General features: G+C 59.3%; 14 protein-coding genes, 1 tRNA gene, 2 rRNA genes, 1 pseudogene and 1 riboswitch (1 of these 19 running past the window's edge). Of the genes and pseudogenes, 2 read left to right on the top strand and 16 right to left on the bottom strand.

The genetic code is table 11. The features are described 5' to 3' along the window. Positions 1-37 precede the first annotated feature (37 nt). Together ACTG1P_RS13460 and prlC are read right to left on the bottom strand one after the other, a co-directional pair. The gene (locus tag ACTG1P_RS13460) at positions 38-2,587 is read right to left on the bottom strand and encodes a putative bifunctional diguanylate cyclase/phosphodiesterase (RefSeq protein WP_440001474.1); all 2,550 of its coding nucleotides are present in this window, start codon (positions 2,585-2,587) and stop codon (positions 38-40) included. 207 nt (positions 2,588-2,794) lie between these two features. Next, positions 2,795-4,837: an oligopeptidase A gene (prlC, locus tag ACTG1P_RS13455; RefSeq protein ID WP_440001473.1), complete on the bottom strand. Its 2,043-nt coding sequence runs from the start codon at positions 4,835-4,837 to the stop codon at positions 2,795-2,797. Positions 4,838-5,261: 424 nt separating this feature from the next. Next, positions 5,262-5,347, top strand: a riboswitch (cyclic di-GMP riboswitch). A 54-nt stretch (positions 5,348-5,401) separates the two neighbouring features. Between prlC and ACTG1P_RS13450 the strand changes: the two genes are divergently transcribed. Together ACTG1P_RS13450 and ACTG1P_RS13445 are read left to right on the top strand one after the other, a co-directional pair. Continuing rightward, positions 5,402-7,591, top strand: a complete 2,190-nt coding sequence (locus ACTG1P_RS13450) for an immunoglobulin-like domain-containing protein (protein WP_440001472.1) — start codon at positions 5,402-5,404, stop codon at positions 7,589-7,591. A gap of 168 nt (positions 7,592-7,759) precedes the next feature. After that, positions 7,760-11,266, top strand: coding sequence for a hypothetical protein (locus ACTG1P_RS13445; RefSeq protein WP_440001471.1), 3,507 nt, complete (start codon positions 7,760-7,762; stop codon positions 11,264-11,266). Between the two features lie 83 nt (positions 11,267-11,349). Here ACTG1P_RS13445 and hemB read toward each other — a convergent pair. The 14 genes and pseudogenes from hemB to ACTG1P_RS13375 all read right to left on the bottom strand — a co-directional run. Beyond that, positions 11,350-12,365, bottom strand: a pseudogene (gene hemB, locus ACTG1P_RS13440) (porphobilinogen synthase). Between the two features lie 3 nt (positions 12,366-12,368). Further along, positions 12,369-13,154 carry a TatD family hydrolase gene (locus tag ACTG1P_RS13435; protein ID WP_111809358.1) on the bottom strand — a complete coding sequence of 262 codons (786 nt, stop codon included), beginning with the start codon at positions 13,152-13,154 and terminating at the stop codon, positions 12,369-12,371. Positions 13,155-13,342: 188 nt separating this feature from the next. Continuing rightward, positions 13,343-14,098: a twin-arginine translocase subunit TatC gene (gene tatC / locus ACTG1P_RS13430; protein ID WP_005342401.1), complete on the bottom strand. Its 756-nt coding sequence runs from the start codon at positions 14,096-14,098 to the stop codon at positions 13,343-13,345. After that, a complete protein-coding gene (tatB, locus tag ACTG1P_RS13425; protein WP_005342398.1) occupies positions 14,095-14,559 on the bottom strand; it encodes a Sec-independent protein translocase protein TatB in 465 nt (154 codons plus the stop codon). The genes tatC and tatB overlap by 4 nt, the downstream gene beginning before the upstream one ends. Before the next feature lie 3 nt (positions 14,560-14,562). Then, complete coding sequence (tatA, locus tag ACTG1P_RS13420; protein ID WP_005339385.1) at positions 14,563-14,814, bottom strand: Sec-independent protein translocase subunit TatA; 252 nt, start codon at positions 14,812-14,814, stop codon at positions 14,563-14,565. A gap of 42 nt (positions 14,815-14,856) precedes the next feature. After that, positions 14,857-16,497, bottom strand: coding sequence for a ubiquinone biosynthesis regulatory protein kinase UbiB (gene ubiB, locus ACTG1P_RS13415; protein ID WP_005339383.1), 1,641 nt, complete (start codon positions 16,495-16,497; stop codon positions 14,857-14,859). Next, a complete protein-coding gene (locus tag ACTG1P_RS13410) occupies positions 16,497-17,105 on the bottom strand; it encodes a ubiquinone biosynthesis accessory factor UbiJ (protein WP_440001470.1) in 609 nt (202 codons plus the stop codon). Before ACTG1P_RS13410 ends, ubiB begins: the two co-directional genes overlap by 1 nt. Before the next feature lie 8 nt (positions 17,106-17,113). Then, positions 17,114-17,866, bottom strand: coding sequence for a bifunctional demethylmenaquinone methyltransferase/2-methoxy-6-polyprenyl-1,4-benzoquinol methylase UbiE (gene ubiE / locus ACTG1P_RS13405; RefSeq protein ID WP_005342396.1), 753 nt, complete (start codon positions 17,864-17,866; stop codon positions 17,114-17,116). Positions 17,867-17,931: 65 nt separating this feature from the next. Next, a complete protein-coding gene (gene crcB, locus ACTG1P_RS13400; protein WP_440001469.1) occupies positions 17,932-18,309 on the bottom strand; it encodes a fluoride efflux transporter CrcB in 378 nt (125 codons plus the stop codon). 95 nt (positions 18,310-18,404) lie between these two features. Further along, positions 18,405-19,670: a cytosine deaminase gene (locus tag ACTG1P_RS13395; RefSeq protein ID WP_440001468.1), complete on the bottom strand. Its 1,266-nt coding sequence runs from the start codon at positions 19,668-19,670 to the stop codon at positions 18,405-18,407. Beyond that, entirely contained in the window at positions 19,664-20,908 is a 1,245-nt protein-coding gene (gene codB, locus ACTG1P_RS13390) for a cytosine permease (RefSeq protein WP_139734416.1), read from the bottom strand. Before codB ends, ACTG1P_RS13395 begins: the two co-directional genes overlap by 7 nt. A 252-nt stretch (positions 20,909-21,160) precedes the next feature. Then, positions 21,161-21,236 (bottom strand) — tRNA-Thr (locus tag ACTG1P_RS13385). A 46-nt stretch (positions 21,237-21,282) separates the two neighbouring features. Further along, positions 21,283-21,397 (bottom strand): 5S ribosomal RNA (gene rrf / locus ACTG1P_RS13380). A gap of 78 nt (positions 21,398-21,475) precedes the next feature. Beyond that, positions 21,476-23,239, bottom strand: a 23S ribosomal RNA gene (locus ACTG1P_RS13375) (it continues 1,126 nt past the right edge of the window).

Genomic DNA, 23,239 nt, shown 5'->3' with positions numbered 1-23,239 from the left:
CACGTACAGAAGCGGCCATGATAACAGAAGCGGTGGATCAGCTCACGACAGTGAGGTTCATCCCCTGACGGTTAAGGGCGAGGTAATCGATGAGATCGTCATAGGCCAGCGGGCGGCTGAGCAGATAACCCTGGGTGAAGGCGCACCCTTTCTGGCAGAGGAAGTTGAGCTGCTCGCGGGTCTCTACCCCCTCGATCACCACCTGCATGCCGAGGTTGTGCACTATGTTGATGATGCCATCGAGCAGCATCCGATCCTGCTCGTTGAAGGGGATATGGCGCACGAAGGAGCGGTCGATCTTGACCAGATCTACCGGGAAGGTGCGCAGATAGTTGAGGGCCGAGTAGCCGGTACCGAAATCGTCGATGGCCAGCTTGCAGCCCGCCTCGCGCAGGGCATCGATCCGCACTCTGTGCTGATCGCTGCTCTCCATCAGCAGAGATTCGGTGATTTCGATGACGATGTCGGCAGGATCGAGCCCGAAGTGCTGGATCACCTTAAGCCACTCACTCGCCTCGGGGTCGATGGTCTGAAACTCCATGGTGGAACGGTTGATCGACATCTGCAGATCAGGGAAACCGGACTGCTGCAACCGCGCCAGATCCCGGCACGACTGCCACAATACCAGCGCCCCCAGCCCCTGAATCAGGCCCGCCTCTTCCGCCAGCGGAATGAACTCGGCAGGGGAGACCTGCCCCCAGTGGGGGTGATACCAACGCACCAGCGCCTCCAGCTTGGCGACTCGTCCGCTGCGATTGTCCCAGATCGGCTGGTAGGCCATGGTCAGTTGCTCCAGCTTGATCGCTTCGGCCAAATCCTGCTGCATCTGGTGGCGCTGGCGCACCTCTTCCCGCATGGATGAGCAGTAGGCACCGAGCAACCTTCCCTGCCGCTTGGCCGCAAACAGCGCCTGTTCGGCATTGCGCAGCAGCTCGTCGCTCTCGCTGCCATCGACCGGGCAGAGGGTCATGCCGATGGTCGCGGTCACATAGAGGTGCTGGTTGGCCAGCATAAAGGGGCGGGCGAAGCTGCCGATCACCTGCTTGGCAAACACCTCGGCCTGACGGCGGGTGACGATGCCGGGCACAAGGAACGCGAACTCATCGCCACCGATGCGGGCCACCAGATCTTCAGTGCGCACACGGCTCACCAGTCGATCCGATACCTCCCGCAGCAGGGCATCGCCAGCATGGTGATCCATGCTGTTGTTGACCGCCTTGAAGTTGTTGAGGTCGAGCACCATGAGCGCGAAGCGCTCGCCCCGCTCGCAGAAGCGGGTGAGGCAGCGGCCAAACAGCCAGCGGTTGGGCAGGCTGGTAAGGTTGTCGTAGTTGGCCTGGGTCGCGATCTTCTGCTCGGCCACCTTGGTCTGGGAAAGATCGCTGAAAATGGCGATATATTGCTGGATTTTGCCGGCTTCGCGCAGGGTGCTGATCATCAGCTGCTGCGGATAGAGCTTGCCGTTCTTGCGCTTGTTCCACACCTCGCCACGCCACACCCCCACCCGCTCCAGCGCATGGTACATGTCGGCATAGAAGGTCTGATCGTGCAGCCCGGACTTGAGCATGCTGGGACGCTGGCCCCGCACCTCGTCGCTGCTGTAGCCAGTGATCTGCTCGAAGGCCGGGTTGACCGAGATGATGCGGCTGTCGGCATCGCACACCAGAATGGCCTCGGAGAGGTTGTCGTAGACCCGGTGAGAGAGCTTGAGCTGCTCCGCATGACGCTTGAGGGGATCGATATTCTCCAGCAGCACCATCAGGTAGTCCGGCTGCTGCTGCTCGTCGCGGATCAGGGTGACAGTTACCCGCCCCCACAGGATCTCGCCCCCCTTGCAGAAGTAGCGCTTCTCCTGGGTGAAACTGCTGCGCTCGCCGCGCCGGATCTCTTCGTAGCACTCAAGGCTGCGCTGCCAATCCTCCGGGTGATTGATGTCGGAGATGGATCGATGAAGCAGCTCGTCGAGGGGATATCCCAACATCTTCTCGATGGCCGGGTTGGCCCAGAGAATACGGCCGGTGAGATCGAGCTTGCCGATCCCCACTGGGGCCTGAAACAGCATGCTCTGCAGCACATGGGGGGTATCAGGCAAGAGTTGTGGCAGCTGGCGTTGCAGCATCAGCGCCAATTCGCGACCGGCCAGCGGCCCCAGCAACCGGAGCAGCCCCATCACCTTGGTCATATTGGCCTGCGGCTGACGATAGAGCAGGCAGCAGATGCCTATGGTCTCGCCATCCGCATCCTTGAGGGCGATCCCGGCGTAGGCCTGGGCCTGCCACGCATCGGCAAGCGGCATCGCGGGGAACAGCTGCAACAGACGATTGCTGAACCAGGCTTCCCCCTCCTGCCAGGTAATGGCATCGGGAGAGTCAGTCAGTGGCAGCGTCAGGGTATCGGGGTCAAGAGAGGAGGGATGGGCAGCCTGAACCGTCAAGTGGGTAGCATTTGATTCCCTGCTGGCGATCAGGACGACATCAGCCATCACAGCAGCGGCGATTTCACTCACAAAGGTATCGAAATATCCCTGGCCGCTCGAATGAGCCAGACTTGAGATGATTTGATAGACGGAATCGAGTGCTCGCCTCATGGCAAGTGGCTTTCTCTCCTTGAAGGTTAGAACACGACTCTACTGAAGAGCTGTGAGCAGTGCAAATATGCAATCAGCAAGATATTAAAAAGCCTTGAAAAAAGGGACCAAAAGGTCCCTTTTTGTCGCAGAAATCACGACTCGATCCCACTATGCCGCAAAACAGTGTACCTGCTTGAAGCTCACACAGGCGGCGGGTCAGGAATCTCAGGCAGCGATCCCGCTGTGTCGCAACAGTGCATCCACCTTGGGCTCACGGCCACGGAAGGCTCGGAACAGCTCCATCGGCTCCTTCGAGCCCCCCTTCTCCAGAATATTCTTCAGGAAGGATTGGCCGGTCGCCGGGTTGAAGATCCCCTCCTCCTCGAAGCGGGAGAAGGCATCGGCAGAGAGCACTTCGGCCCACTTGTAGCTGTAGTAGCCCGCCGCATAGCCGCCCGCGAAGATGTGGGAGAAGCTGTGCTGGAAGCGGTTGAACGCCGGTGGCGTCATCACAGCTACCTGACTGCGCACCTCATCCAGCAGCGCCGGAAGCTGCGCCGGATTGGCCGGATCAAACTCCTGATGCAGGCGGAAGTCGAACAGAGCGAACTCCAGCTGGCGCAGCATCTGCATGGCGGCCTGGAAGTTGCGGGCGGTCAGCATCTTCTCCAGCAGATCGGCAGGCAGCGGCTCGCCGGTCTCGTAGTGGCCGGAGATAAAGGCCAGCGCCTCGGACTCCCAGCACCAGTTCTCGAGGAACTGGCTCGGCAGCTCTACCGCATCCCAAGCCACGCCGTTGATACCGGCGACACCGGCCACATCGATGCGGGTCAGCATGTGGTGAATGCCGTGGCCAAACTCATGGAACAGGGTGACCACTTCGTTATGGGTGAACAGTGCAGGCTTGCCATCCACCGGGCCGTTGAAGTTGCAGGTCAGGTAGGCCACCGGCTTTTGCAGCGAGCCATCCTGACGGTAGCGACGACCCAGACAGACATCCATCCAGGCCCCGCCCTGCTTGTGCTCGCGGGCGTAGAGGTCGAGGTAGAAGCTGCCGCGCAGCTCGTCGTCGGCGTCGAAGATGTCGTAGAAGCGCACATCCGGGTGCCAGGTGTCGATACCGAGGCGCTCGCGCACCTTCATGCCGAACACCCGCTTAACCACTTCAAACAACCCCTTCACCACCTTGCTGGCGGGGAAGTAGGGACGCAGCTGCTCGTCGGAGATGGAGAATTTGTGCTGCTTGAGCTTCTCGGCGTAGTAGGCGAGATCCCAGCCGGCCAGCTCGCTCTGACCATGCTGTTCGGCGGCGAAGGCGCGGATCTCCTCCAGCTCGGCCTTGCCTTGCGGCAGGGATTTGGCCGCCAGATCGGTGAGGAAGCTCACCACCTGTTCGGTCTTGTCCGCCATCTTGGTGGCCAGGGAGAGCTCGGCATAGTTGGCAAAGCCCAGCAGCTGGGCCAGTTCGCGGCGCAGGGTGAGCAGCTCACTCATGATGGCGGAGTTGTCCCACTTGCCCGCATTGGGGCCCTGATCGGAGGCGCGAGTGGTGAAGGCTTCGTACATCTCGGCGCGCAGCTCGCGGTTGTCGGCATACATCATCACCGGCAGATAAGAGGGGATATCCAGGGTGAACAGCCACCCCTCTTTGCCCTTGAGCTCGGCCATCTGACGGGCAGCGGCACGCACGCTGTCGGGCAGACCGGCCAGTTCGGCTTCATCGACCACCAGCTTGTTCCAGCCCTGGGTCGCATCCAGCACGTTGTTGCTGAAACGGGAGGCCAGCTCGGAGAGGCGGGCCTGAATTTCTCCGTAACGCTGCTGCGCCTCAGCAGGCAGACCGATGCCGGAGAGGCGGAAGTCGCGCAGGGTATTCTGGATCTCCTTGCGCTGGGCACCGCTCAGCAGCGGGAAATCATCGCTCTGGGAGAGGGCCAGATAGGCCTGATAGAGCCCTTCATGCTGACCGACATAGGTCTGGAATTCGGAGAGCAGCGGCAGGCAGGCGTCATGGGCCTCGCGCAGCGCTTCGCTGTTGAGTACGGAGTTGAGGTGGCTGACCGGTGACCAGATCCGTGACAGGCGGTCATTTACCTCTTCCAGCGGGGCAATCAGGCTATCCCAGGTATGGGGATCACGCTGGGCCAGCACATCGCTGATCTTCTGCTTGCAGTCAGCAATCGCCTGAATCACGGCAGGCTGAACCTGCTCCGGCTTGATCTGGCTGAAAGGGGGCAGCGAATCCATTGTCAGCAAAGGGTTATTCATCCCGGTTACCTCTTGTTTGGTCTTGAACAGACCGCTTTAGCAGCTCTGTATGGCTTTCTAACATGTGGCCAAGCCACGCAATAATCAAGCGGGAATCCACCTCTCGGCACTGTTTTCGCCTCTTTGTGAACTCAAACACCTCTCTGCCAGATACTGGACGGCAACAGCATGAATAATGGGTACTTTTTTGCTCTTTTTGCAGCTTTTTCAACTCTCGAATCACTAGGCTGCAGACCAAATACACTCAACAAAGGAGTAGGTCACAGCAGTGTATCTCTGGCCCTTTCCATGCTGGGAAAATAACTAATCAACAAATTAATAACCAAAACAAATCATACACATACGTTGATTAATTTGTTTTTAAGTGCATATCATAAGCAGCCTGTTACTCAGGTCACTTGATTCTCTGTGCTGCACAGAAATCGGGTGAAAAAGGCAAAGCGACCCGAAAGGGCGCGACGCAAAGCCACCGGTCTAAGGGAAAACACCTATGACAGCGGGGCTGCCCCCGGGAGCGTTCGGCCATAGCTGTACGCTCCGTTTGTACTGTATGGAGATATCAAGATGAACAAATTGAAGTTATCCCTGCTGGGCTGTCTGCTCGGCATGGGCACCCCCATTGCATATGCCGCCAGTGCCGGTCAGGCGATGGTCAACCCCCAGTCCGGCGTGGTGGTCGGCTATTGGCACAATTGGTGTGACGGCTCAGGCTACAAGGGCGGTATCGCCCCCTGCGTCAAGCTCGATCAGGTCAACCCGCAATACAACGTGGTCGATGTCTCCTTCATGAAGGTCTATGGCAGCGATCCCATCCCCACCTTCAAACTCGACCCGGCTATCGGCATGAGCGAAAGCCAGTTTATCGAGCAGATCGCCCAGCTGAACCGTCAGGGCCGTTCCGTGCTGCTGGCGCTGGGCGGTGCCGATGCGCACATCGAGCTGCGCAAGGGTCAGGAGCAGGCCTTTGCCGACGAGATCATCCGTCTGGTGGAGACCTATGGCTTCGACGGGCTGGATATCGATCTGGAACAGGCTGCCATCACCGCCGCCGACAACCAGACCGTGATCCCGGCGGCCCTGCGTCTGGTCAAGGATCACTACCGCACCCAGGGGAAAAACTTCCTCATCACCATGGCGCCGGAGTTCCCCTATCTGACCCAGACAGGCGCCTACATCCCCTATATCCGCAATCTGGAAGGGTACTACGACTGGATCAACCCCCAGTTCTACAACCAGGGTGGCGACGGTATCTACATCGATGGTATCGGCTGGATTGCCCAGAACAACGATGCCCTGAAAGAAGAGTTCATCTACTACATGGCGGATTCGCTGAGCAACGGAACCCGCGGCTTCTACAAGATCCCCCATGACAAGCTGGTGTTCGGCATTCCGACCAACATTGACGCCGCCGCCACCGGCTATGTGCAGGATCCGCAGAAGCTCTACAACGCCTTCAACCGCCTGAAGAGCGAGGGGCAACCACTGCGCGGCGTGATGACCTGGTCCATCAACTGGGACATGGGCCGCAACGCCGCCGGTCAGTCCTACAACGAATCCTTCATCAAGAGCTACGGCCCCTTCATCCACGATCAGGAGATCACTCCCCCGGACGACAACGGCAAGCCGGTGTTCAGTGGCCTGAGCGATGCCCGCATCAAGCAGGGCACCGCCTTTGATCCGCTGGCCGGTGTCAGCGCCAACGACAAGGAAGATGGCGACCTGACTGGCCAGATCCAGGTGGAAGGCTCGGTAGACAGCCAGCGCATCGGCCTCTACCCCCTCACCTACAAGGTGAGCGATCGCGACAACAACGTCACCGAGCAGGTACGCACCATCGAGGTCTACAGCATGAAGCCGGTATTCAGCGGTGTCACCGACACCACGCTGGAGCTGGGTACCCCCTTCGATCCGATGACCGGCGTCAGCGCCCACGATGAGGAAGATGGCGACCTGACCGCCCAAATCAAGGTCAGCGGCAGCGTCGACAGCAAGGTCGGCCGCTACACCCTCACCTATCAGGTGAGCGACAGCGCCGGTCAGCAGGTAACCCAGCAGCGCAACGTAACCGTCAGGGAGCAGGGCGCCATCTGTCAAAACAGCTGGGATGCCAAGAAGACCTACGTTAGCGGCGACATCGTCAGCCACAACGGCAAGAGCTGGCGCGCCGAGTGGTGGACCCAGAACGACGAGCCGGGTACAACCGGTGAGTGGGGCGTCTGGCGCGTACAGGGCGATAGCGACTGTGACGGTGGTAGCAAGCCGCCGGTGATCGGCAGCAGCGACTTCACTGTTAGCGCCATGACAGGCGAATACACCATCGTCAACGGTCAGGTCAGCATCAGCTTCAACGTGACCACCGCCAACCCGGTACAGATCACTGCGACTCTGGAACAAGGCGGCCGCAGCCACGGCACCACCAGCAGCAAGGTAAACGGCACCAGCACCCTGGTGCTACAGGGCAGCAATGTCACCGATGGCAGCTACGACGTGGTTATCACAGGTCTGGCAGATGGCCAGCAGCCGGTGGTACAGCGCTTCCCGGTTGCGCTGACTGAAGAGAGCAGCGGCGGTGGAGAGGGTGACTACCCGGCCTATGCCCCCAATACCAGCTATCAGGCCGGTGATCGGGTCAGCAATGCCGGTGGCAACTACGAGTGCAAACCCTGGCCCTACAGCGGCTGGTGTGGCGGCTCGACCAGCCACTATGCGCCGGGTACCGGCACTGCCTGGAGCGATGCCTGGTTCAAGCTCTGACCTTGCCCCAACCTCGACCGGGGGCCGACAGGCCCCCTCCCCCATATTCTGCCCGTCGGCCACCCTGCCGATGGGCAGGATGCGCGGACCCGGAAGGGTTAGCGCACCTCTCTGTTTACATGCTTGCCAACCATAAAAATATCCAACAACCAGGATAAGGAAATCAACATGCCAAGAACCACCAAGCTTGCCACCCTGCTCGGTCTGCTGCTGTCGGCCCAGGTCGTGGCCGATGAGCGCGAACAAGCCTATTTCAAACAAACCTATCAGGATCACTACGAGCAGATGACGACGCGCCTCGCCGCGCTGCATCAGAGTGCGGCTGACGAGCAGAACGTGATCATCAAGGATGGCAAGCGCCACCTTGCCATCAATGGCCTGCTCTACCCGCTGACGGCGGACAACCACATCCTGTTCGAGTTTCCCAAACCCCACTTTTTCGACGAAACAGCCATTCGTAACGTCTTTGATTTCTTTGATGAGGAGTGGGAGCTGACCTGGTACGACGGTGGGGTCGTTGCGGTCAACAAGCGCTTTGGCAACTATGACTACGGCAACGGCTGTCTGCTGGAGTACTTCCCCCACGGCCAGATCCAGAATGGCGAACGCACCCGTGTGGTGATGGAGACCAGCTCCTGCAGCGTCAACTCGTTTGCCACCTCGCTGCAATATCTGGACAAAGGCGAGGAGCTGACGGCCGACCAGCTGGGGCTGGACGCCAGCCTGATCACGGCGGTCGAGCGCTATCAGGATCGGCTCTATGTCAGCCAGAACGGCAATCCGGGCCATGTGGCCATTATCGATATCCCGAGTCGCCAGCGGATTGGCGAGATCCGTGGCACAGAAAGCGGCAGCGCCATGGCCTACAACCAGGTCAGTGAACTGTTTGTCCGGAACAACCTGCTCTACGTGGTCTCGCGCTACTCGCACCGTGTCGATATCTTCGATCTGGCCGACGAGCATCGCCATGTCACCACCCTGGGAACCGGTCGGGATTCCGGCAGCAACAGCCTGCACCGTGCCCAGGCCGTCTTTGCCAATCAGGACTACGTGCTGGTGGCGGATGCGCTGAGCGAGATCAAGGTCTACCGCCAGCAGGATGTGACGCCGGAGAATAACCTCAAGACCCCCATCGCCGGTCGGCTCGCCTTTGAAGGAAAATACAGCCACCGTCTGGTGCAACTCCATCAGGTGGGTGACTATCTCCTGGCCCATACAGCCGGCAAAAACTACTACATCTATGACCTGCGCAAACTGGCTGATGCCATCGCCAGCAACACCCCGCTGGCGCCTGAGCAGGTGATCGCCGACAGCAATCTGCAAAAAATCGACATGGATGGCGATCGGCTGGTGGTGAACTTCAAGGACCGCATCGAGTGGCATGATGTCGATACCCTGATCGCCAACGACTTTCTGTTCAAGAACCCGACCTTTACTGTTCGGGATATCAACCAGCAGCCCGTGGCGGCACTGAAAGATCTCCAGCTGGCGGGCTCGGCGCTTTTCACCGCCAACGAGCGCGGTCTGGGTTTCAACCAGCTGCTGAGCAAGGAGATCAGCTTCACGTCCGACGAGCAGTTGACGGTTCGCCCGCTGATCTTCGATCAGCTGATGCCGGCCGCCGTCAGCTACATACTGCGCAATGACGAACCCTACGAGGTGCTGATCGATCGCGCCCAGCGTTCGGTCAATATCAACTCGCTGGTCAAGACCGAGCTACTTGATAACGACACGGTGCGCATCACCAACTATGCCGCCAGAGAGCTGCATGACATCAATATCGAGTCGCGCCTGAACGGCATCAACAAGTGGCTGCTCCTGGGCCAGCTCGATCGCCTGCCCGCCTATGCCCAAATCACCCTGCCACTGAGTGCCTTTGGCGAGCAGGGACGCTTCAGCAGCGCCAGCCGCGATGGTGTGTTTGATCTCAACAACCTGCTCGACAACAGCATCAGCCTGCCTGCCCAGTTCGAGCACAGGTTCAGCTCCAACTCGGATCCGTTCGCCCAGAAGCTGGCACGCCTCAAGCCAAGCTGGAACGTGCGCTTCGCCACCAATACCAGCGGCTCCTGGCGCCCCATCAATGCCCTCTACGCCCGCGAGTGGCTGATCATCGCCACCAACCTGGCTTACATGGTCTCGACCGAGGAGTTCAAACACGTCTGGTACAACTTCAAGGCGGTGAACGGCTATGAGATGTTCGGCAATGGCGGTAACAGCTATGTGCCGAACGGGATCTTTACGGCGGCCGATTATGACTACTACTACCACAGCCTGCTGAAACGCCCCTACCTCAACCTGGGGATCACCGCCATGGGCGGCGGACTGGGGAGCGGTAGCATCACCGGGGTCGATACCTTTAACTTTGTCAGCCACTACTACGGCAGTTGGGGCGTCATTGCCCATGAATTTGGCCACGGCTTCGATGGAAAGTCCTACAGCCATGAGAGCGCGTTTGCCCGTGGCAGCCACGGCTGGCATCCCCTAATGACAGGCATGGCCAACTACCATATCCGCAAGGGAGACCTGCCCTATCTGGACGATGATCTCAACGGCTTCCACAAGCCGGAAAACGACATCTATCGCTACAACTCGGTCAACCAGGGGGCTCGCAAGCACCGTGCTGACAGCCACATGTACTACACCGACCACTACTTCATGCAGTTCTCCACCATGCCGCAGGGCTGGGTAGCCAACGGCAGTGGCTTCAGCGCCGGGCAGCTGGAGGCCCTGAACAATCAGGAGCGGCTGCTGATGGGCTGGATCCCCAAGGAATCGGAGAAACGCAATCTCTGCCGTTTCACCTTCCAGGATGGCGAACAGTACTACGGCTATGTCGAACAGCAGGCTGACGGCCTGTACTGCGATGCAGGATCCCAGATCCTCTATCGTCAGCCCGATGGCCAGTTGGTGCCGCTGGTCTCTGCCCTCAACCAGTTTGACTGGTTGTCGCTCCACCACAAGGGCAAGCTGGATCAACCGGTGCTGCACCAGAATGGTCGCCAGCTCTGCTACAAGGATATGGCGGGCTTTTACGGTATCGGCTTCATCAATGACAACAACCAGTGCACCCAGCTGCCCAACGTCTATCAGGTCAATGGCAAACACTGGATGACCAGCTCAGGCTGGATCGGTCTCACCTATCTGAGCGGAGACTTCGTCCTGCCCACTGCTGGTAGCAGCAGCGACTTCACCGTTACCGATCTGGCGTCCGAATATCTCGTCGTCAACGGCGCGCTCGACCTCAACCTGACGCTGACCACCGCCAACCCGGTGACCGTCACCGCGACCCTGTTGCAGGATGGCAATCCGGTCGCTACCGGCAGCGCTCTGATCGATGGTCAGGGTTCCCTGCAGCTGACGCAGTCGGACCTTGCGGCAGGCAGTTACGAGCTGCTGCTGGCGGGCATGGCAGAGGGGAGCAAACAGGGCTTCGAGCGCCGCTTCCCCCTGGCGTTGGTGGAACAGGCTCCGGGTGGTGACAGTAACGGTGGTAACGGCAGCTATCCGGCCTATGTTGCGGGCACCGCTTATCAGAGTGGCGAACGGGTCAGCAATGCCGGTGGCGACTACGAGTGCAAACCCTGGCCCTACAGTGGCTGGTGTGGCGGCTCGACCAGCCACTATGCGCCGGGTACCGGCAGCCACTGGAGCGATGCCTGGATCAAGCTGTAATCATCCGCTCGCTACAAAAAGAGAGCCATAACGACAGAGGGGGAGCCATCGGCTCCCCCTCTCGTTTATCTCTTCAACCCGACTTAGCGGGCATCTTCCTTCAGCCACTGCGCTACGCGCTTGGCGAAGTAGGTGAGGATGCCGTCGGCCCCGGCCCGCTTGAAGCAGAGCAGGGACTCCATGATGCACTCCTTCTCTTTCAGCCAGCCGTTCTGGATCGCCGCCATGTGCATGGCGTACTCGCCACTCACCTGATAGGCAAAAGTCGGCACGCCGAACTGATCCTTCACCTGACGGATCACGTCCAGATAGGGCATGCCCGGCTTGACCATCACGCTGTCGGCCCCTTCCTGAATATCCAGTGCCACTTCGTGCAAGGCTTCGTTACTGTTGGCCGGGTCCATCTGATAAGTGGCCTTGTTGCTCTTGCCGAGGTTGCCGGCAGAACCGACCGCATCGCGGAACGGGCCGTAGTAGCAGGAGGCGTACTTGGCGGAGTAGGCCATGATCTGGGTGTTGATGAAGCCGTTCTCTTCCAGCGCTGCGCGGATGGCGCCGATGCGCCATCCATCATGTCGGACGGCGCGACTATATCGACCCCGGCCTCGGCGTGGGAGAGCGCCTGCTTGATCAGAATTTCGGTGGTGATGTCGTTCAGCACATAGCCTTCGTCATCGATGATGCCGTCCTGACCGTGGGTGGTGAACGGATCGAGCGCCACGTCGGTGATGACCCCCAGCTCCGGGAAGCGGGCCTTGAGAGCGCGCACAGTACGCTGGGCCAGCCCGTTCGGGTTGTAGGCCTCTTCCGCCATCAGGCTCTTGCTCTCCAGCGGGGTCACTGGGAACAGGGCAATGGCAGGCACGCCCAGCGCCACCAGCTCGGCAGCCTCTTCCAGCAGCAGATCGATGGAGAGACGCTCCACCCCCGGCATGGAGGGAACGGCTTCACGGCGGTTCTCTCCCTCCAGCACGAACACCGGATAGATGAGATCGTTGACGGTCAGTACGTTCTCGCGCACCAGACGACGGCTGAAATCATGTTTGCGCAGACGGCGCAGGCGGCGGCCCGGAAAGGCGCCCGGAAGAGTTGTAGCCATGAATCACTCCTGGAGAGGAAGTTGGAAGAACGCGGCGGAGGTGGCCCGGGTATGGGCCAGCAAGGCCTCGGGCGCTTCACCACGACAGGCCGCCACCACCTGGGCGATGTGCGGCAAAAAAGCTGGTTCGTTGCGTTTCGGGCGAGGTTTCAGATCCCGCGGCACCAGATAGGGGGCATCGGTCTCGATCATCAGCCGACCGGCCGGAATACGGGCCACCTGTTCGCGCAGCAGCTGGCCGCGGCGCTCGTCGCAGAGCCAGCCGGTCACCCCGATATGCAGCCCCAGCGCCAGACACTCGTCCAGCTCCTCGTCGGAACCGGTGAAGCAGTGCAGCACGGCTCCCGGCAGTTTCGGCAACCAGGGACGCAGGATCTCGATAAAACGGGCGTGGGCATCGCGACAGTGGAGAAACACCGGCATCCCGAGCTCGGCAGCCAACGCCAGCTGGGCGTCGAACACTGCGTCCTGTACCGGACGGGGGGAAAAATCGCGGTTGTAGTCGAGGCCGCACTCGCCGATGGCGACCACCTGCGGCAAGGCTGCCAGCTCGCGCAAGGCGGGCAGGGTCGCCTCATCGACACTCTTGGCATCGTGAGGGTGTACCCCGGCGGTGGAGAAGCAGTAGCCCGGCCAACGGGCGGCCAACCCGGCGCTCTCGCGGCTGCCAGCCAGATCGGTACCGGTGAGGATCAGCGCTTCCACTCCGGCGGCGCGGGCACGGGCCACCAGCTCAGGCTGTTCGCCGGCGAACTGGCTGCTGGTCAGGTTTAAACCGATATCGATCATGGATTGAGACGTTCCGAACAAAAGGAATACATATCAGGTATTTGAAAACCATCTACCGAATGGGGTCTTACCATACGCCTCGAACGGGAGCATGAAAAGAGGAAGGGAGCCTAAGCTCCCCTCGTTCTGCTATTCCTGCGGACTTAGTCATCCTCTCGCCGTCCGGCAAACAGGTGACGAACAGAGCCTCAGCTCTCCACATCCGGTTGTTCCTGTTGCTCTTCATCCTCTTTCTTCACGTAGAAGCGGGCGAAGAACAGACCAATCTCCCACAGCGCCCACATCGGAATGGCGAGCAGGGTCTGGGAGAAAACGTCAGGCGGCGTCAGCAGCATGCCGACCACAAACACCCCGACAACGACGTAGGGACGTTTCTCCTTCAGGTTTTGCGGTGTGGTCACGCCGGTCCAGCAGAGCAGTATGGTAGCCACCGGAATTTCGAACGCCACCCCGAATGCGAAGAACAGGGTCAGTACGAAGTCCAGATAGCTGGCGATGTCGGTCGCCACCGTCACCCCGGCAGGGGCGGTACTGGTGAAGAAACCGAACACCAGGGGGAACACCACGTAGTAGGCGAACGCCATCCCTGCATAGAACAGCAGGGCACTGGAGACCACCAGCGGCATGATGAGCCGCCGTTCGTGCTGGTACAGACCGGGGGCGATAAAGGCCCAGGCCTGATAGAGCAGATAGGGTATCGCCACGAAGAAGGAGACCACCAGGGTCAGCTTGATCGGCGTCAGGAAGGGGGTCGCCACATCCGTCGCGATCATGCTGGTCCCTTCCGGCAGCTGGCTGAGCAGCGGCTGGGCCACGAAGTCGTAGATGTTGTTGGAGAAGTAGATCAGCGCCAGAAACACCACGAGGATGGCGGTAATGGAGCGCAGCAAACGGGTTCTCAGCTCAACCAGATGGCTGATCAGGGGTTGTTCGGCCTGACTCATGGCTTCACCTCCCCTTTTACTGCGGAATCGCTGACCGGCACCGGCTCGCTCTCCCGCTGGCTGTTGACCGGCGGCACGTCGTGGCTCAGCTGCACTGCAGGCTCAACCGGCGTGGCAGGCTCAGCCTGGGCGACCGGCTCGGGGCGTGGCGGACGGATCTCGTTCTCCACCTGATAGGGGCGATTGACCGACTGGGCCGCCGCCTTGAGCTGTTCGATAGACTCCTGCAGCTCGGGGCTCAGGTTGCTCATCTGCAACTGTTCCGCCTTCTTGAGGTCGTTATGCAGCTCTTGCAACTTGAGCTCCTGCTCCAGCTCGGACTTGACCGAGTTCGCGGTCGAACGAATGAGGCGGATCCAGTGGGTAGCCGTGCGGATGGCAACCGGCAGCCGCTCGGGCCCCAGTACCACCAGTGCTACCACACCGATAACGACCAGCTCCCAAAAACCGATATCGAACATGGCTTAGGCCTGGTCTTTGTCTTTCTGTTTGGCGGTCTCACTGCTCTGAGTGGCCGCTTCGTTCAGCTGTTTCGGGGGAAACTCGGCATCTTTCTGCTCGGCCTTGGCATCAGCCGGCTCGTCGGAGAGGGCTTTCTTGAACCCTTTGACCGCCGCACCCAGATCACCGCCAATACCGCGCAGTTTCTTGGTACCGAACAGCAGCACGACGATGACTGCAATGATTAACAATTGCCAAATACTGATACCACCCATGATTTTCTCTCCAGAACAGGCGCCTGACGGCGCGGTTGTTGATTAATGGGAACGGGTTCGCAACCAGCCGACCAGCCAGCAGAGGGCTGCACCGGCGAGACTGGCTTGTCCCCACTCAATGTGTTGTTTTTGGGTCAGCAAGAATACACCCGCCAATAGCAGGCTGGCTCCAACCCCTAAGAGGTAGCGGGCCTGCCCCTGCCGACGGCTGTGACGGCGGAACTCGGCAAACATCTGGTCGAAATGACGCTGCTGATGACGGGTCTGACGCAGGGTCTCATAGACCAGTTCCGGCAGCTCCGGTAGCTTCTCCGCCCAGAATGGCGCCTTCTCCTTGATAGCGTTCAATACCGACTTGGGCCCCACCTGTTCGTGCATCCAGTTTTCGAGGAACGGCTTGGCGGTCTGCCACAAATCGAGCTGCGGGTAGAGCTGACGCCCCAACCCTTCCACATAGAGCAGGGTCTTTTGCAGCAGCACCAGCTGCGGCTGCACCGTCATATGGAAGCGGCGGGCAGTGTTGAACAGATTGAGCAGCACGTGACCGAACGAAATTTCGGAGAGCGGCTTCTCGAAGATGGGCTCCAGCACAGTGCGGATGGCGAACTCGAACTCGTCCACCTTGGTGTCTGCCGGTACCCAGCCCGACTCCACGTGCAGCTCCGCCACCCGGCGATAGTCGCGGTTGAAGAAGGCGAGGAAGTTCTCCGCCAGATAGCGTTTGTCTTCCCGATTGAGGGTGCCGACGATGCCGCAGTCGATGCCGATCCAGAGCGGGTTTTCCGGATGTTCGTAAGAGACGAAGATGTTGCCCGGGTGCATATCGGCGTGGAAGAAGCTGTCGCGGAACACCTGGGTGAAGAAGACCTCTACCCCGCGCTCGGCCAGCAGCTTCATGTTGGTGCCGTTGGCTTCCAGCGCAGGAATGTCGGAGACCGGAATACCGTAGATCCGCTCCATCACCAGCACCTGCTCGCGGCAGAGATCAGTGATGATTTCAGGCACATAGAGCGCTTCGGAGCCGGTGAAGTTGCGGCGCAGCTGGATGGCGTTGGCCGCTTCGCGCATCAGATTCAGCTCGTCGAGGATGGTCTTGCGATACTCCTCCACCACCTCGATGGGGCGCAGTCGTGCACTCTGGGGCACGAAGCGCGCCACCAGACGGGCCAGCGCCTGCATCAACCGCAGGTCAGCCTCTATGACCGGCTCGATATCGGGACGGATCACCTTGATAACGATCTCGCGGCCACTCTCCTTCAGGCGAGCAGTATGCACCTGCGCGATGGAAGCCGATGCCAGCGGCGTCTCGTCGAAGTCGTCAAACAGGGTTTCGATGGGACAACCCAGGCTCAGCTCGATCTGCTGGCGCGCCGCCTGACCACAGAAGGGGGGCACCCTGTCCTGCAGCAGAGCCAGCTCCTCGGCAATGTCCGGCGGCAGCAGGTCGCGGCGGGTCGAGAGCATCTGGCCAAACTTGATGAAGATGGGGCCAAGGGCCTCGAAGGCGAGGCGGATGCGGGCACCGCGGCTGAGATCCGGTTGTTTGTTCTTGAGCCAGAACAGGGAGCGACGGGCCAGACGACCCGGCCAGGGTTGATAGCGGGCGGGCACCAGTTCGTCGATGCCCTGCTCCAGCAGGATGGTGATGATGCGATAGAGGCGTTTGAACTCCTTCGGGGTCATCAGGTCACCTGCTGTTCGAAGCGAGCCAGCCGCAGTTCGACGGCCTTGAGCTGCTGGGCAAGCACCTCGACGTCATCGTTGAAACTCGCCACTTCCAGCGGGCCGGGAGCGAGGCGGGCCTCTTCGGTCAGATATTCCGCCAGCTGGCTGCGGGTGCGGCACAGCTCGCGGCCGACCAGGCGGCGCGCCTGACGGGCACCACTGAACAGGGTGTGGGCCAGCACGTCGCCGGTATAGCGCGACAGCTCCTCCTCCCAGTCGATATCCAGCTCACCAAGCAGCACGCTGAATGCCTGTACCAGCTGGGGATCACCGCTCAGATCCAGCTTCTCCTCGCGGATATAGCGGGTCAGGGCGGACGGGTCTTTCAGCAGACCGAGGGCGGTCAGCGACAGGCTGAGCACCGCATCGGCCTCCCCTTCATGCTGGGCCAGCATATCCAGCCGACGCTCGGAGAAGACAAACCAGAGCGGCTTGAGTTCACGCAGCTCCAGCTTGAGCACCTTGCCCACCAGTTTGCGCAGCCGCTCCGGGCTCTGTTTGTCCAGCGCCAGCAACTGGTTGAGGCTGGTTTCGATCACCGCGGTGACCATGGCATCCATCGGCATAGGCAACCTTAAAACTTGTAACCGCGGTGCAGGGCGACCACACCCTGAGTCAGATTGAAGTACTCCACCTGCTCGAACCCGACATTTTCCATCATGCCAGCCAGGGTTTGCTGATCCGGGTGCATGCGGATGGACTCTGCCAAATATTTGTAGCTTTCACTGTCGTTCGCGACGATTTCGCCCATTTTCGGCAGCAGTTTGAAGGAGTAGAGATCATAGAGCTTGGCGATCACTTCACTGACCGGCTTGGAGAACTCCAGCACCAGCAGACGGCCCCCCGGCTTGAGTACCCGGAACATGGAGGCGAGCGCCTTGTCCTTGTCGGTGACGTTGCGCAGGCCGAAGCCGATGGTGATGACGTCGAAGTGGTTATCCGGGAAGGGGAGCGCCTCGGCATTGGCCTGCACGTAGGAGACGTTGTTGGCGACCCCCAGATTGCGCAGCTTGTCGCGGCCCACTTTCAGCATGGAGTCGTTGATATCCGCCAGCACCACCTGACCGGTCTCGCCGACGATGCGGGAGAACTTGGCGGTCAAGTCACCGGTACCACCGGCCAGATCCAGCACCTTCTGGCCCTTGCGCACACCGGAGCAGTCGATGGTGAAGCGCTTCCACAGGCGGTGGATGCCGAACGACATCAGATCGTTCATCAGATCATACTTGGCTGCCACCGAATGGAAGACACCTGCTACCAGAGTTTCCTTCTCGGTCGCGGCCACGGTTTTAAAGCCAAAATGCGTTGTCGTTGCTTGTTCTGACATCCCTTAAACACCCATAGAGCAAAGAATGGCCGCCAGTTTACCAGAGCCACTGGCGTCCGGACACCTTAAACCCGGCTCGCAACCAACTGCATGCCCAGCACAACCATGGCCAGACAGAGGAAGAGATTGAGCGCGATATTGAGCAACGCTTTCAGATAGGCGCCATGTTGGGCCAGCACTACCGTATCGAGGGCAAAGGAAGAAAATGTGGTCAGGGCACCGAGGATCCCCACCATCAGCAGCGGCTTCATTGGATGTTCGACGATATGGCCGTGGCTGATGAGGGCGTAGGCCACCCCCATGATGAAGGAACCCACCACGTTGACGGCCAGCGTCCCGTAAGGAAAGTGGCGCCCCAGCAGCAAGGCCATCAGTTCGGCAATCCCAAAACGAAGGCAGGCGCCGATGGCGCCCCCTGCAGCAACATAGAACAAGGTTTGCATGGTGTCACTCCCTCAGGGTCAGGCCGCCATTATGTCGCAATGGCGGCCCTTGTGCCCAGAGGCGGAACTAATCGTCATCCAGCCTGATTGAAATCTCAGCGGCGAAAATCGATCGGCTCGGGCTGACCCAGCACGATTTCGGTCTGGGCCGGGCGGGTCTGGGCAATCACCTTGCCGTGGCGGATCGAGTAACGCACCGGCACCTGACGGCGCACCGCATCGAAGCCGTTCTCGGCGGGCAGGATCAGCAGGTTGGCCGGTTTGCCCACCTCGATGCCATAGCGATCCTGCACATTCAGGGTGCGGGCGCTGTGGCTGCTGATCAGCTTCAGACCGTCGTTGATCTGCTCGTAGCCCATGATCTGGCAGACATGCAGCCCCATGTGCAGCACCTGCAACATGTTGGCAGTACCCATGGGATACCAGGGATCGAACACATCGTCGTGGCCGAAGCAGACGTTGATGTTCGCCTCCAGCATCTCCTTCACCCGGGTAATACCGCGGCGTTTGGGATAGGTATCGAACCGCCCCTGCAGGTGAATGTTCACCAGCGGATTGGCCACGAAGTTGAGGTCCGCCATCTTCAGCAGACGGAACAGGCGGGAAGCATAAGCGCCGTTGTAGGAGTGCATGGCGGTAGTGTGGCTGGCGGTGACTCTATGACCGATACCCCGCTCGTAGGCGAGAGTCGCCAGCGTCTCGATGAAACGGGACTGCTCGTCATCGATCTCGTCGCAGTGCACATCGACCAGAACCTGATACTTATCCGCAAGATCGAAGATGTAGTGCAGACTTTCGACCCCATATTCCCGGGTAAACTCGAAGTGGGGGATCGCGCCAATCACGTCAGCCCCTAGCTTGAGCGCCTCCTCCAGCAGTGCCTTGCCGTTGGGGTAGGAGAGAATCCCCTCCTGCGGGAAGGCGACAATTTGCAGCTCGACCCACTCTTTCATCTCCTCCCGCACCTCCAGCATCGCCTTGAGCGCCACCAGATTGGGATCGGAGACATCGACGTGAGTACGGACGAACTGGATGCCGTTGGCAATCTGCCACTTCAGCGTCTGGATGGCACGTTGCTTCACATCCTCATGAGTCAGCAGCGCCTTGCGCTCGGCCCAGCGCTCGATCCCCTCGAACAGGGTGCCGGAGAGGTTCCAGCTCGGCTCACCGGCCGTCTGGGTGGTATCGAGGTGAATATGGGGCTCGATAAAGGGCGCGATGACAAGACCGCCCTCCCCGTCCAGCACCCGACCGGCGACGGCATGTTCGTCATGGGGTTCGATGGCTGTGATGACCCCATCCTGACAACGGATCTGCCACAACCCTTCCCGATCGGCCAAACGAATATGTTGAATCAGCATTTGTTAGCTTCCTGTACCAGAACCGGCCGCTGGGTGAGGCGAACCAGAATGAAATAGGTGAAGGCGGCGCCCAATACCGCGTTGAGTGGCACTATGCCCGGCAGCCACTTGCCGACAGCCACCCCGACTGCCGTGGCGACCAGCGCCTGCCAGCGCACCGTCTCGAACTGCTGATCGGCAAATTGACGGTAACGCTCACGATTGAGCAGGAAATCCATGATGATAATGCCACCGATCGGCGGAATTGCCGTACTCAAAAAGGCCAGCCAGCCGACAAAGTTGTTGTAAAGCCAGAGGGCGCAAGCCGTACCGATGAGGCCGTTGATCACGCTGAGGGGCTTGCTCTTGAGACCGGTAATATTGGCAAAACCGAGGCCGGAGGCGTAGAGAGCGTTGTCGTTGGTGGTCCAGATATTGAGGCCCAGCACCAGAATGGCGGGGATCAACAGCCCCTGCATCAGCATCACTTCCGAGATATCGGCCTGCCCCGTTACCGCCGCACCAGCTGCACCGAAGACGAACATTAGCGTGTTGCCCAAAAAAAACGCCACCATGGTAATCATGACGGCGCCCCAGGGTTTGCGACCAAAGCGGACAAAGTCGGCGGTCAGGGTTCCTGCACTGATAAAGGAACCGACCACCATGGTCAGCGCCGTGGTGAACTCGATGGGATTGCTTGGTTGTACCTGCTGCAGTGCAGCCATGCCACCGGTCGAGGTCACCGCCAGCCAGACCGAGTAGCCACCGAGCAGGGCGATAGCCGGTACGGCCACAAAGCTCAGCACCATCAGGGCGGAGATCCCGAAGTAGACGGTCACCGTCATCAAAATGCCCGAAATGGCGATCAGCCAGTTCACATCTATGCCGGTCGCCTTCTGCACCGGCAGGGCAAACATCGCCACGCCAACGCCAAACCAGCCAACCTGAGTGCCGCCGAGCAGCAGGGATGGCAGCCAGGAACCTTTCACCCCAAAGGAGTAGCGCGCCAACAGATGGGTAGAGAGACCGGTTGAAGCACCAATATAACCGAGACAAGCTGTGTAGATCCCCAGCAGCAAGTTGCCGATCAGTACCGCCTTGATGAAATCATTGAACACCAAGCCGGTGCCCAGCGCACCACCGGTCCACATGCTGGCAGAGAAGAAGGTCAGGCCGAGCATCACCAGCATCAGCGAAAGCACACCTTTGCGCCCTTTGGCGGGTACCGCCCCCAAACAGTATTCGTTATCCTGCGCCATGCTCTCTCTCCACGTAATAGGCAAAACGCGCCGGATTTTACATGTAAAACGTTTTACGTCAATCAATCATGGTTAAATATCTGGATAAAACCATCAATAGCAGTCAAATGAGTAACGCATTAGGACTAAAACCAGCAGATAAACAGTGTCTGCTGCAAGCAGAGGGGGTTGCGGGAATAGGGAATGTAAGGGGATATCACAAAAATGACAGATGCAGAAAAGCCTCCCCTTTCAGGGAGGCTTTCTATTTAATGGTGCTGATACCCAGAATCGAACTGGGGACCTCATCCTTACCAAGGATGCGCTCTACCGACTGAGCCATATCAGCACACTAACCGGTAAAGACCACGCTGGGCGTAATCTTGAAATTGGGTGCCTGGCAGTGTCCTACTCTCGCATGGCGAATGCCACACTACCATCGGCGCTACCGCGTTTCACTTCTGAGTTCGGCATGGGATCAGGTGGTTCCACGGCGCTATGGCCGCCAGGCAAATTCTTCAATCTGTGAAAGCTGATGTAAGTAGTTTCGTATTCGTTACAAGGCTCGAAACACTTCTTGGGTGTTGTATGGTTAAGCCTCACGGGTAATTAGTATGGGTTAGCTCAACACATCGCTGCGCTTACACACCCCACCTATCAACGTTGTGGTCTCCAACGGCCCTTTAGGACCCTCAAGGGGTCAGGGATGACTCATCTCAGGGCTCGCTTCCCGCTTAGATGCTTTCAGCGGTTATCGATTCCGAACTTAGCTACCGGGCAGTGCCACTGGCGTGACAACCCGAACACCAGAGGTTCGTTCACTCCGGTCCTCTCGTACTAGGAGCAACTCCCTTCAATCATCCAACGCCCACGGCAGATAGGGACCGAACTGTCTCACGACGTTCTGAACCCAGCTCGCGTACCACTTTAAATGGCGAACAGCCATACCCTTGGGACCGACTTCAGCCCCAGGATGTGATGAGCCGACATCGAGGTGCCAAACACCGCCGTCGATATGAACTCTTGGGCGGTATCAGCCTGTTATCCCCGGAGTACCTTTTATCCGTTGAGCGATGGCCCTTCCATTCAGAACCACCGGATCACTATGACCTACTTTCGTACCTGCTCGACCTGTCCGTCTCGCAGTTAAGCTGGCTTATGCCATTGCACTAACCTCCTGATGTCCGACCAGGATTAGCCAACCTTCGTGCTCCTCCGTTACTCTTTGGGAGGAGACCGCCCCAGTCAAACTACCCACCAGGCACTGTCCGCGAGCCCGATTCAGGGCCCTGCGTTAGAACATCAAACATACAAGGGTGGTATTTCAAGGACGGCTCCAGCGCAACTGGCGTCACGCCTTCAAAGCCTCCCACCTATCCTACACATGTAGGTTCAATGTTCAGTGCCAAGCTGTAGTAAAGGTTCACGGGGTCTTTCCGTCTAGCCGCGGGTACACCGCATCTTCACGGCGAATTCGATTTCACTGAGTCTCGGGTGGAGACAGCATGGCCATGGTTACACCATTCGTGCAGGTCGGAACTTACCCGACAAGGAATTTCGCTACCTTAGGACCGTTATAGTTACGGCCGCCGTTTACCGGGGCTTCGATCAAGAGCTTCGCTTGCGCTAACCCCATCAATTAACCTTCCGGCACCGGGCAGGTGTCACACCCTATACGTCCACTTTCGTGTTTGCAGAGTGCTGTGTTTTTGATAAACAGTCCCAGCCATCTGGTCACTGCGACTCCCAACTGCTCCATCCGCAAGGGACTTCACTGTCAAGAGCGAACCTTCTCCCGAAGTTACGGTTCTATTTTGCCTAGTTCCTTCACCCGAGTTCTCTCAAGCGCCTTGGTATTCTCTACCCGACCACCTGTGTCGGTTTGGGGTACGATGACTTGTAATCTGAAGCTTAGAGGCTTTTCCTGGAAGCAGGGCATCAATGGCTTCCACACCGTAGTGTGTTCGTCTCGTGTCTCAGTGTTGTGTCTGCGGATTTGCCTACAAACACCACCTACGCACTTTCACCAGGACAACCGTCGCCTGGCCCACCTAGCCTTCTCCGTCCCCCCATCGCAATTACAAGTCGTGCAGGAATATTAACCTGCTTCCCATCGACTACGCCTTTCGGCCTCGCCTTAGGGGTCGACTCACCCTGCCCCGATTAACGTTGGACAGGAACCCTTGGTCTTCCGGCGAGGAGGCTTTTCACCCCCTTTATCGTTACTTACGTCAGCATTCGCACTTCTGATATCTCCAGCATACCTCTCGATACACCTTCGCAGACTTACAGAACGCTCCCCTACCACTCACACATAAGTGTGAATCCGCGGCTTCGGTGCCTGGTTTGAGC

Source organism: Aeromonas sp. 11P (assembly GCF_051920165.1).
Classification (GTDB): Bacteria; Pseudomonadota; Gammaproteobacteria; order Enterobacterales; family Aeromonadaceae; genus Aeromonas; species Aeromonas veronii.
Note: the sequence above shows the minus strand (reverse complement) of the source record. Positions and strands in the feature narration are given on the sequence as shown.

Excerpts from the sequence above, each read along its gene's own strand:
- ACTG1P_RS13410 (WP_440001470.1), bottom strand. The coding sequence starts at position 17,105 with ATGCCGATGGATGCCATGGTCACCGCGGTGATCGAAACCAGCCTCAAC.
- ACTG1P_RS13450 (WP_440001472.1), top strand. The coding sequence starts at position 5,402 with ATGAACAAATTGAAGTTATCCCTGCTGGGCTGTCTGCTCGGCATGGGC.
- tatB (WP_005342398.1), bottom strand. The coding sequence starts at position 14,559 with ATGTTCGATATCGGTTTTTGGGAGCTGGTCGTTATCGGTGTGGTAGCA.
- ACTG1P_RS13395 (WP_440001468.1), bottom strand. The coding sequence starts at position 19,670 with ATGCTGATTCAACATATTCGTTTGGCCGATCGGGAAGGGTTGTGGCAG.
- tatC (WP_005342401.1), bottom strand. The coding sequence starts at position 14,098 with ATGAGTCAGGCCGAACAACCCCTGATCAGCCATCTGGTTGAGCTGAGA.
- ACTG1P_RS13460 (WP_440001474.1), bottom strand. The coding sequence starts at position 2,587 with ATGAGGCGAGCACTCGATTCCGTCTATCAAATCATCTCAAGTCTGGCT.
- ACTG1P_RS13445 (WP_440001471.1), top strand. The coding sequence starts at position 7,760 with ATGCCAAGAACCACCAAGCTTGCCACCCTGCTCGGTCTGCTGCTGTCG.
- codB (WP_139734416.1), bottom strand. The coding sequence starts at position 20,908 with ATGGCGCAGGATAACGAATACTGTTTGGGGGCGGTACCCGCCAAAGGG.
- ubiE (WP_005342396.1), bottom strand. The coding sequence starts at position 17,866 with ATGTCAGAACAAGCAACGACAACGCATTTTGGCTTTAAAACCGTGGCC.
- tatA (WP_005339385.1), bottom strand. The coding sequence starts at position 14,814 with ATGGGTGGTATCAGTATTTGGCAATTGTTAATCATTGCAGTCATCGTC.
- ubiB (WP_005339383.1), bottom strand. The coding sequence starts at position 16,497 with ATGACCCCGAAGGAGTTCAAACGCCTCTATCGCATCATCACCATCCTG.
- ACTG1P_RS13435 (WP_111809358.1), bottom strand. The coding sequence starts at position 13,154 with ATGATCGATATCGGTTTAAACCTGACCAGCAGCCAGTTCGCCGGCGAA.
- prlC (WP_440001473.1), bottom strand. The coding sequence starts at position 4,837 with ATGAATAACCCTTTGCTGACAATGGATTCGCTGCCCCCTTTCAGCCAG.
- crcB (WP_440001469.1), bottom strand. The coding sequence starts at position 18,309 with ATGCAAACCTTGTTCTATGTTGCTGCAGGGGGCGCCATCGGCGCCTGC.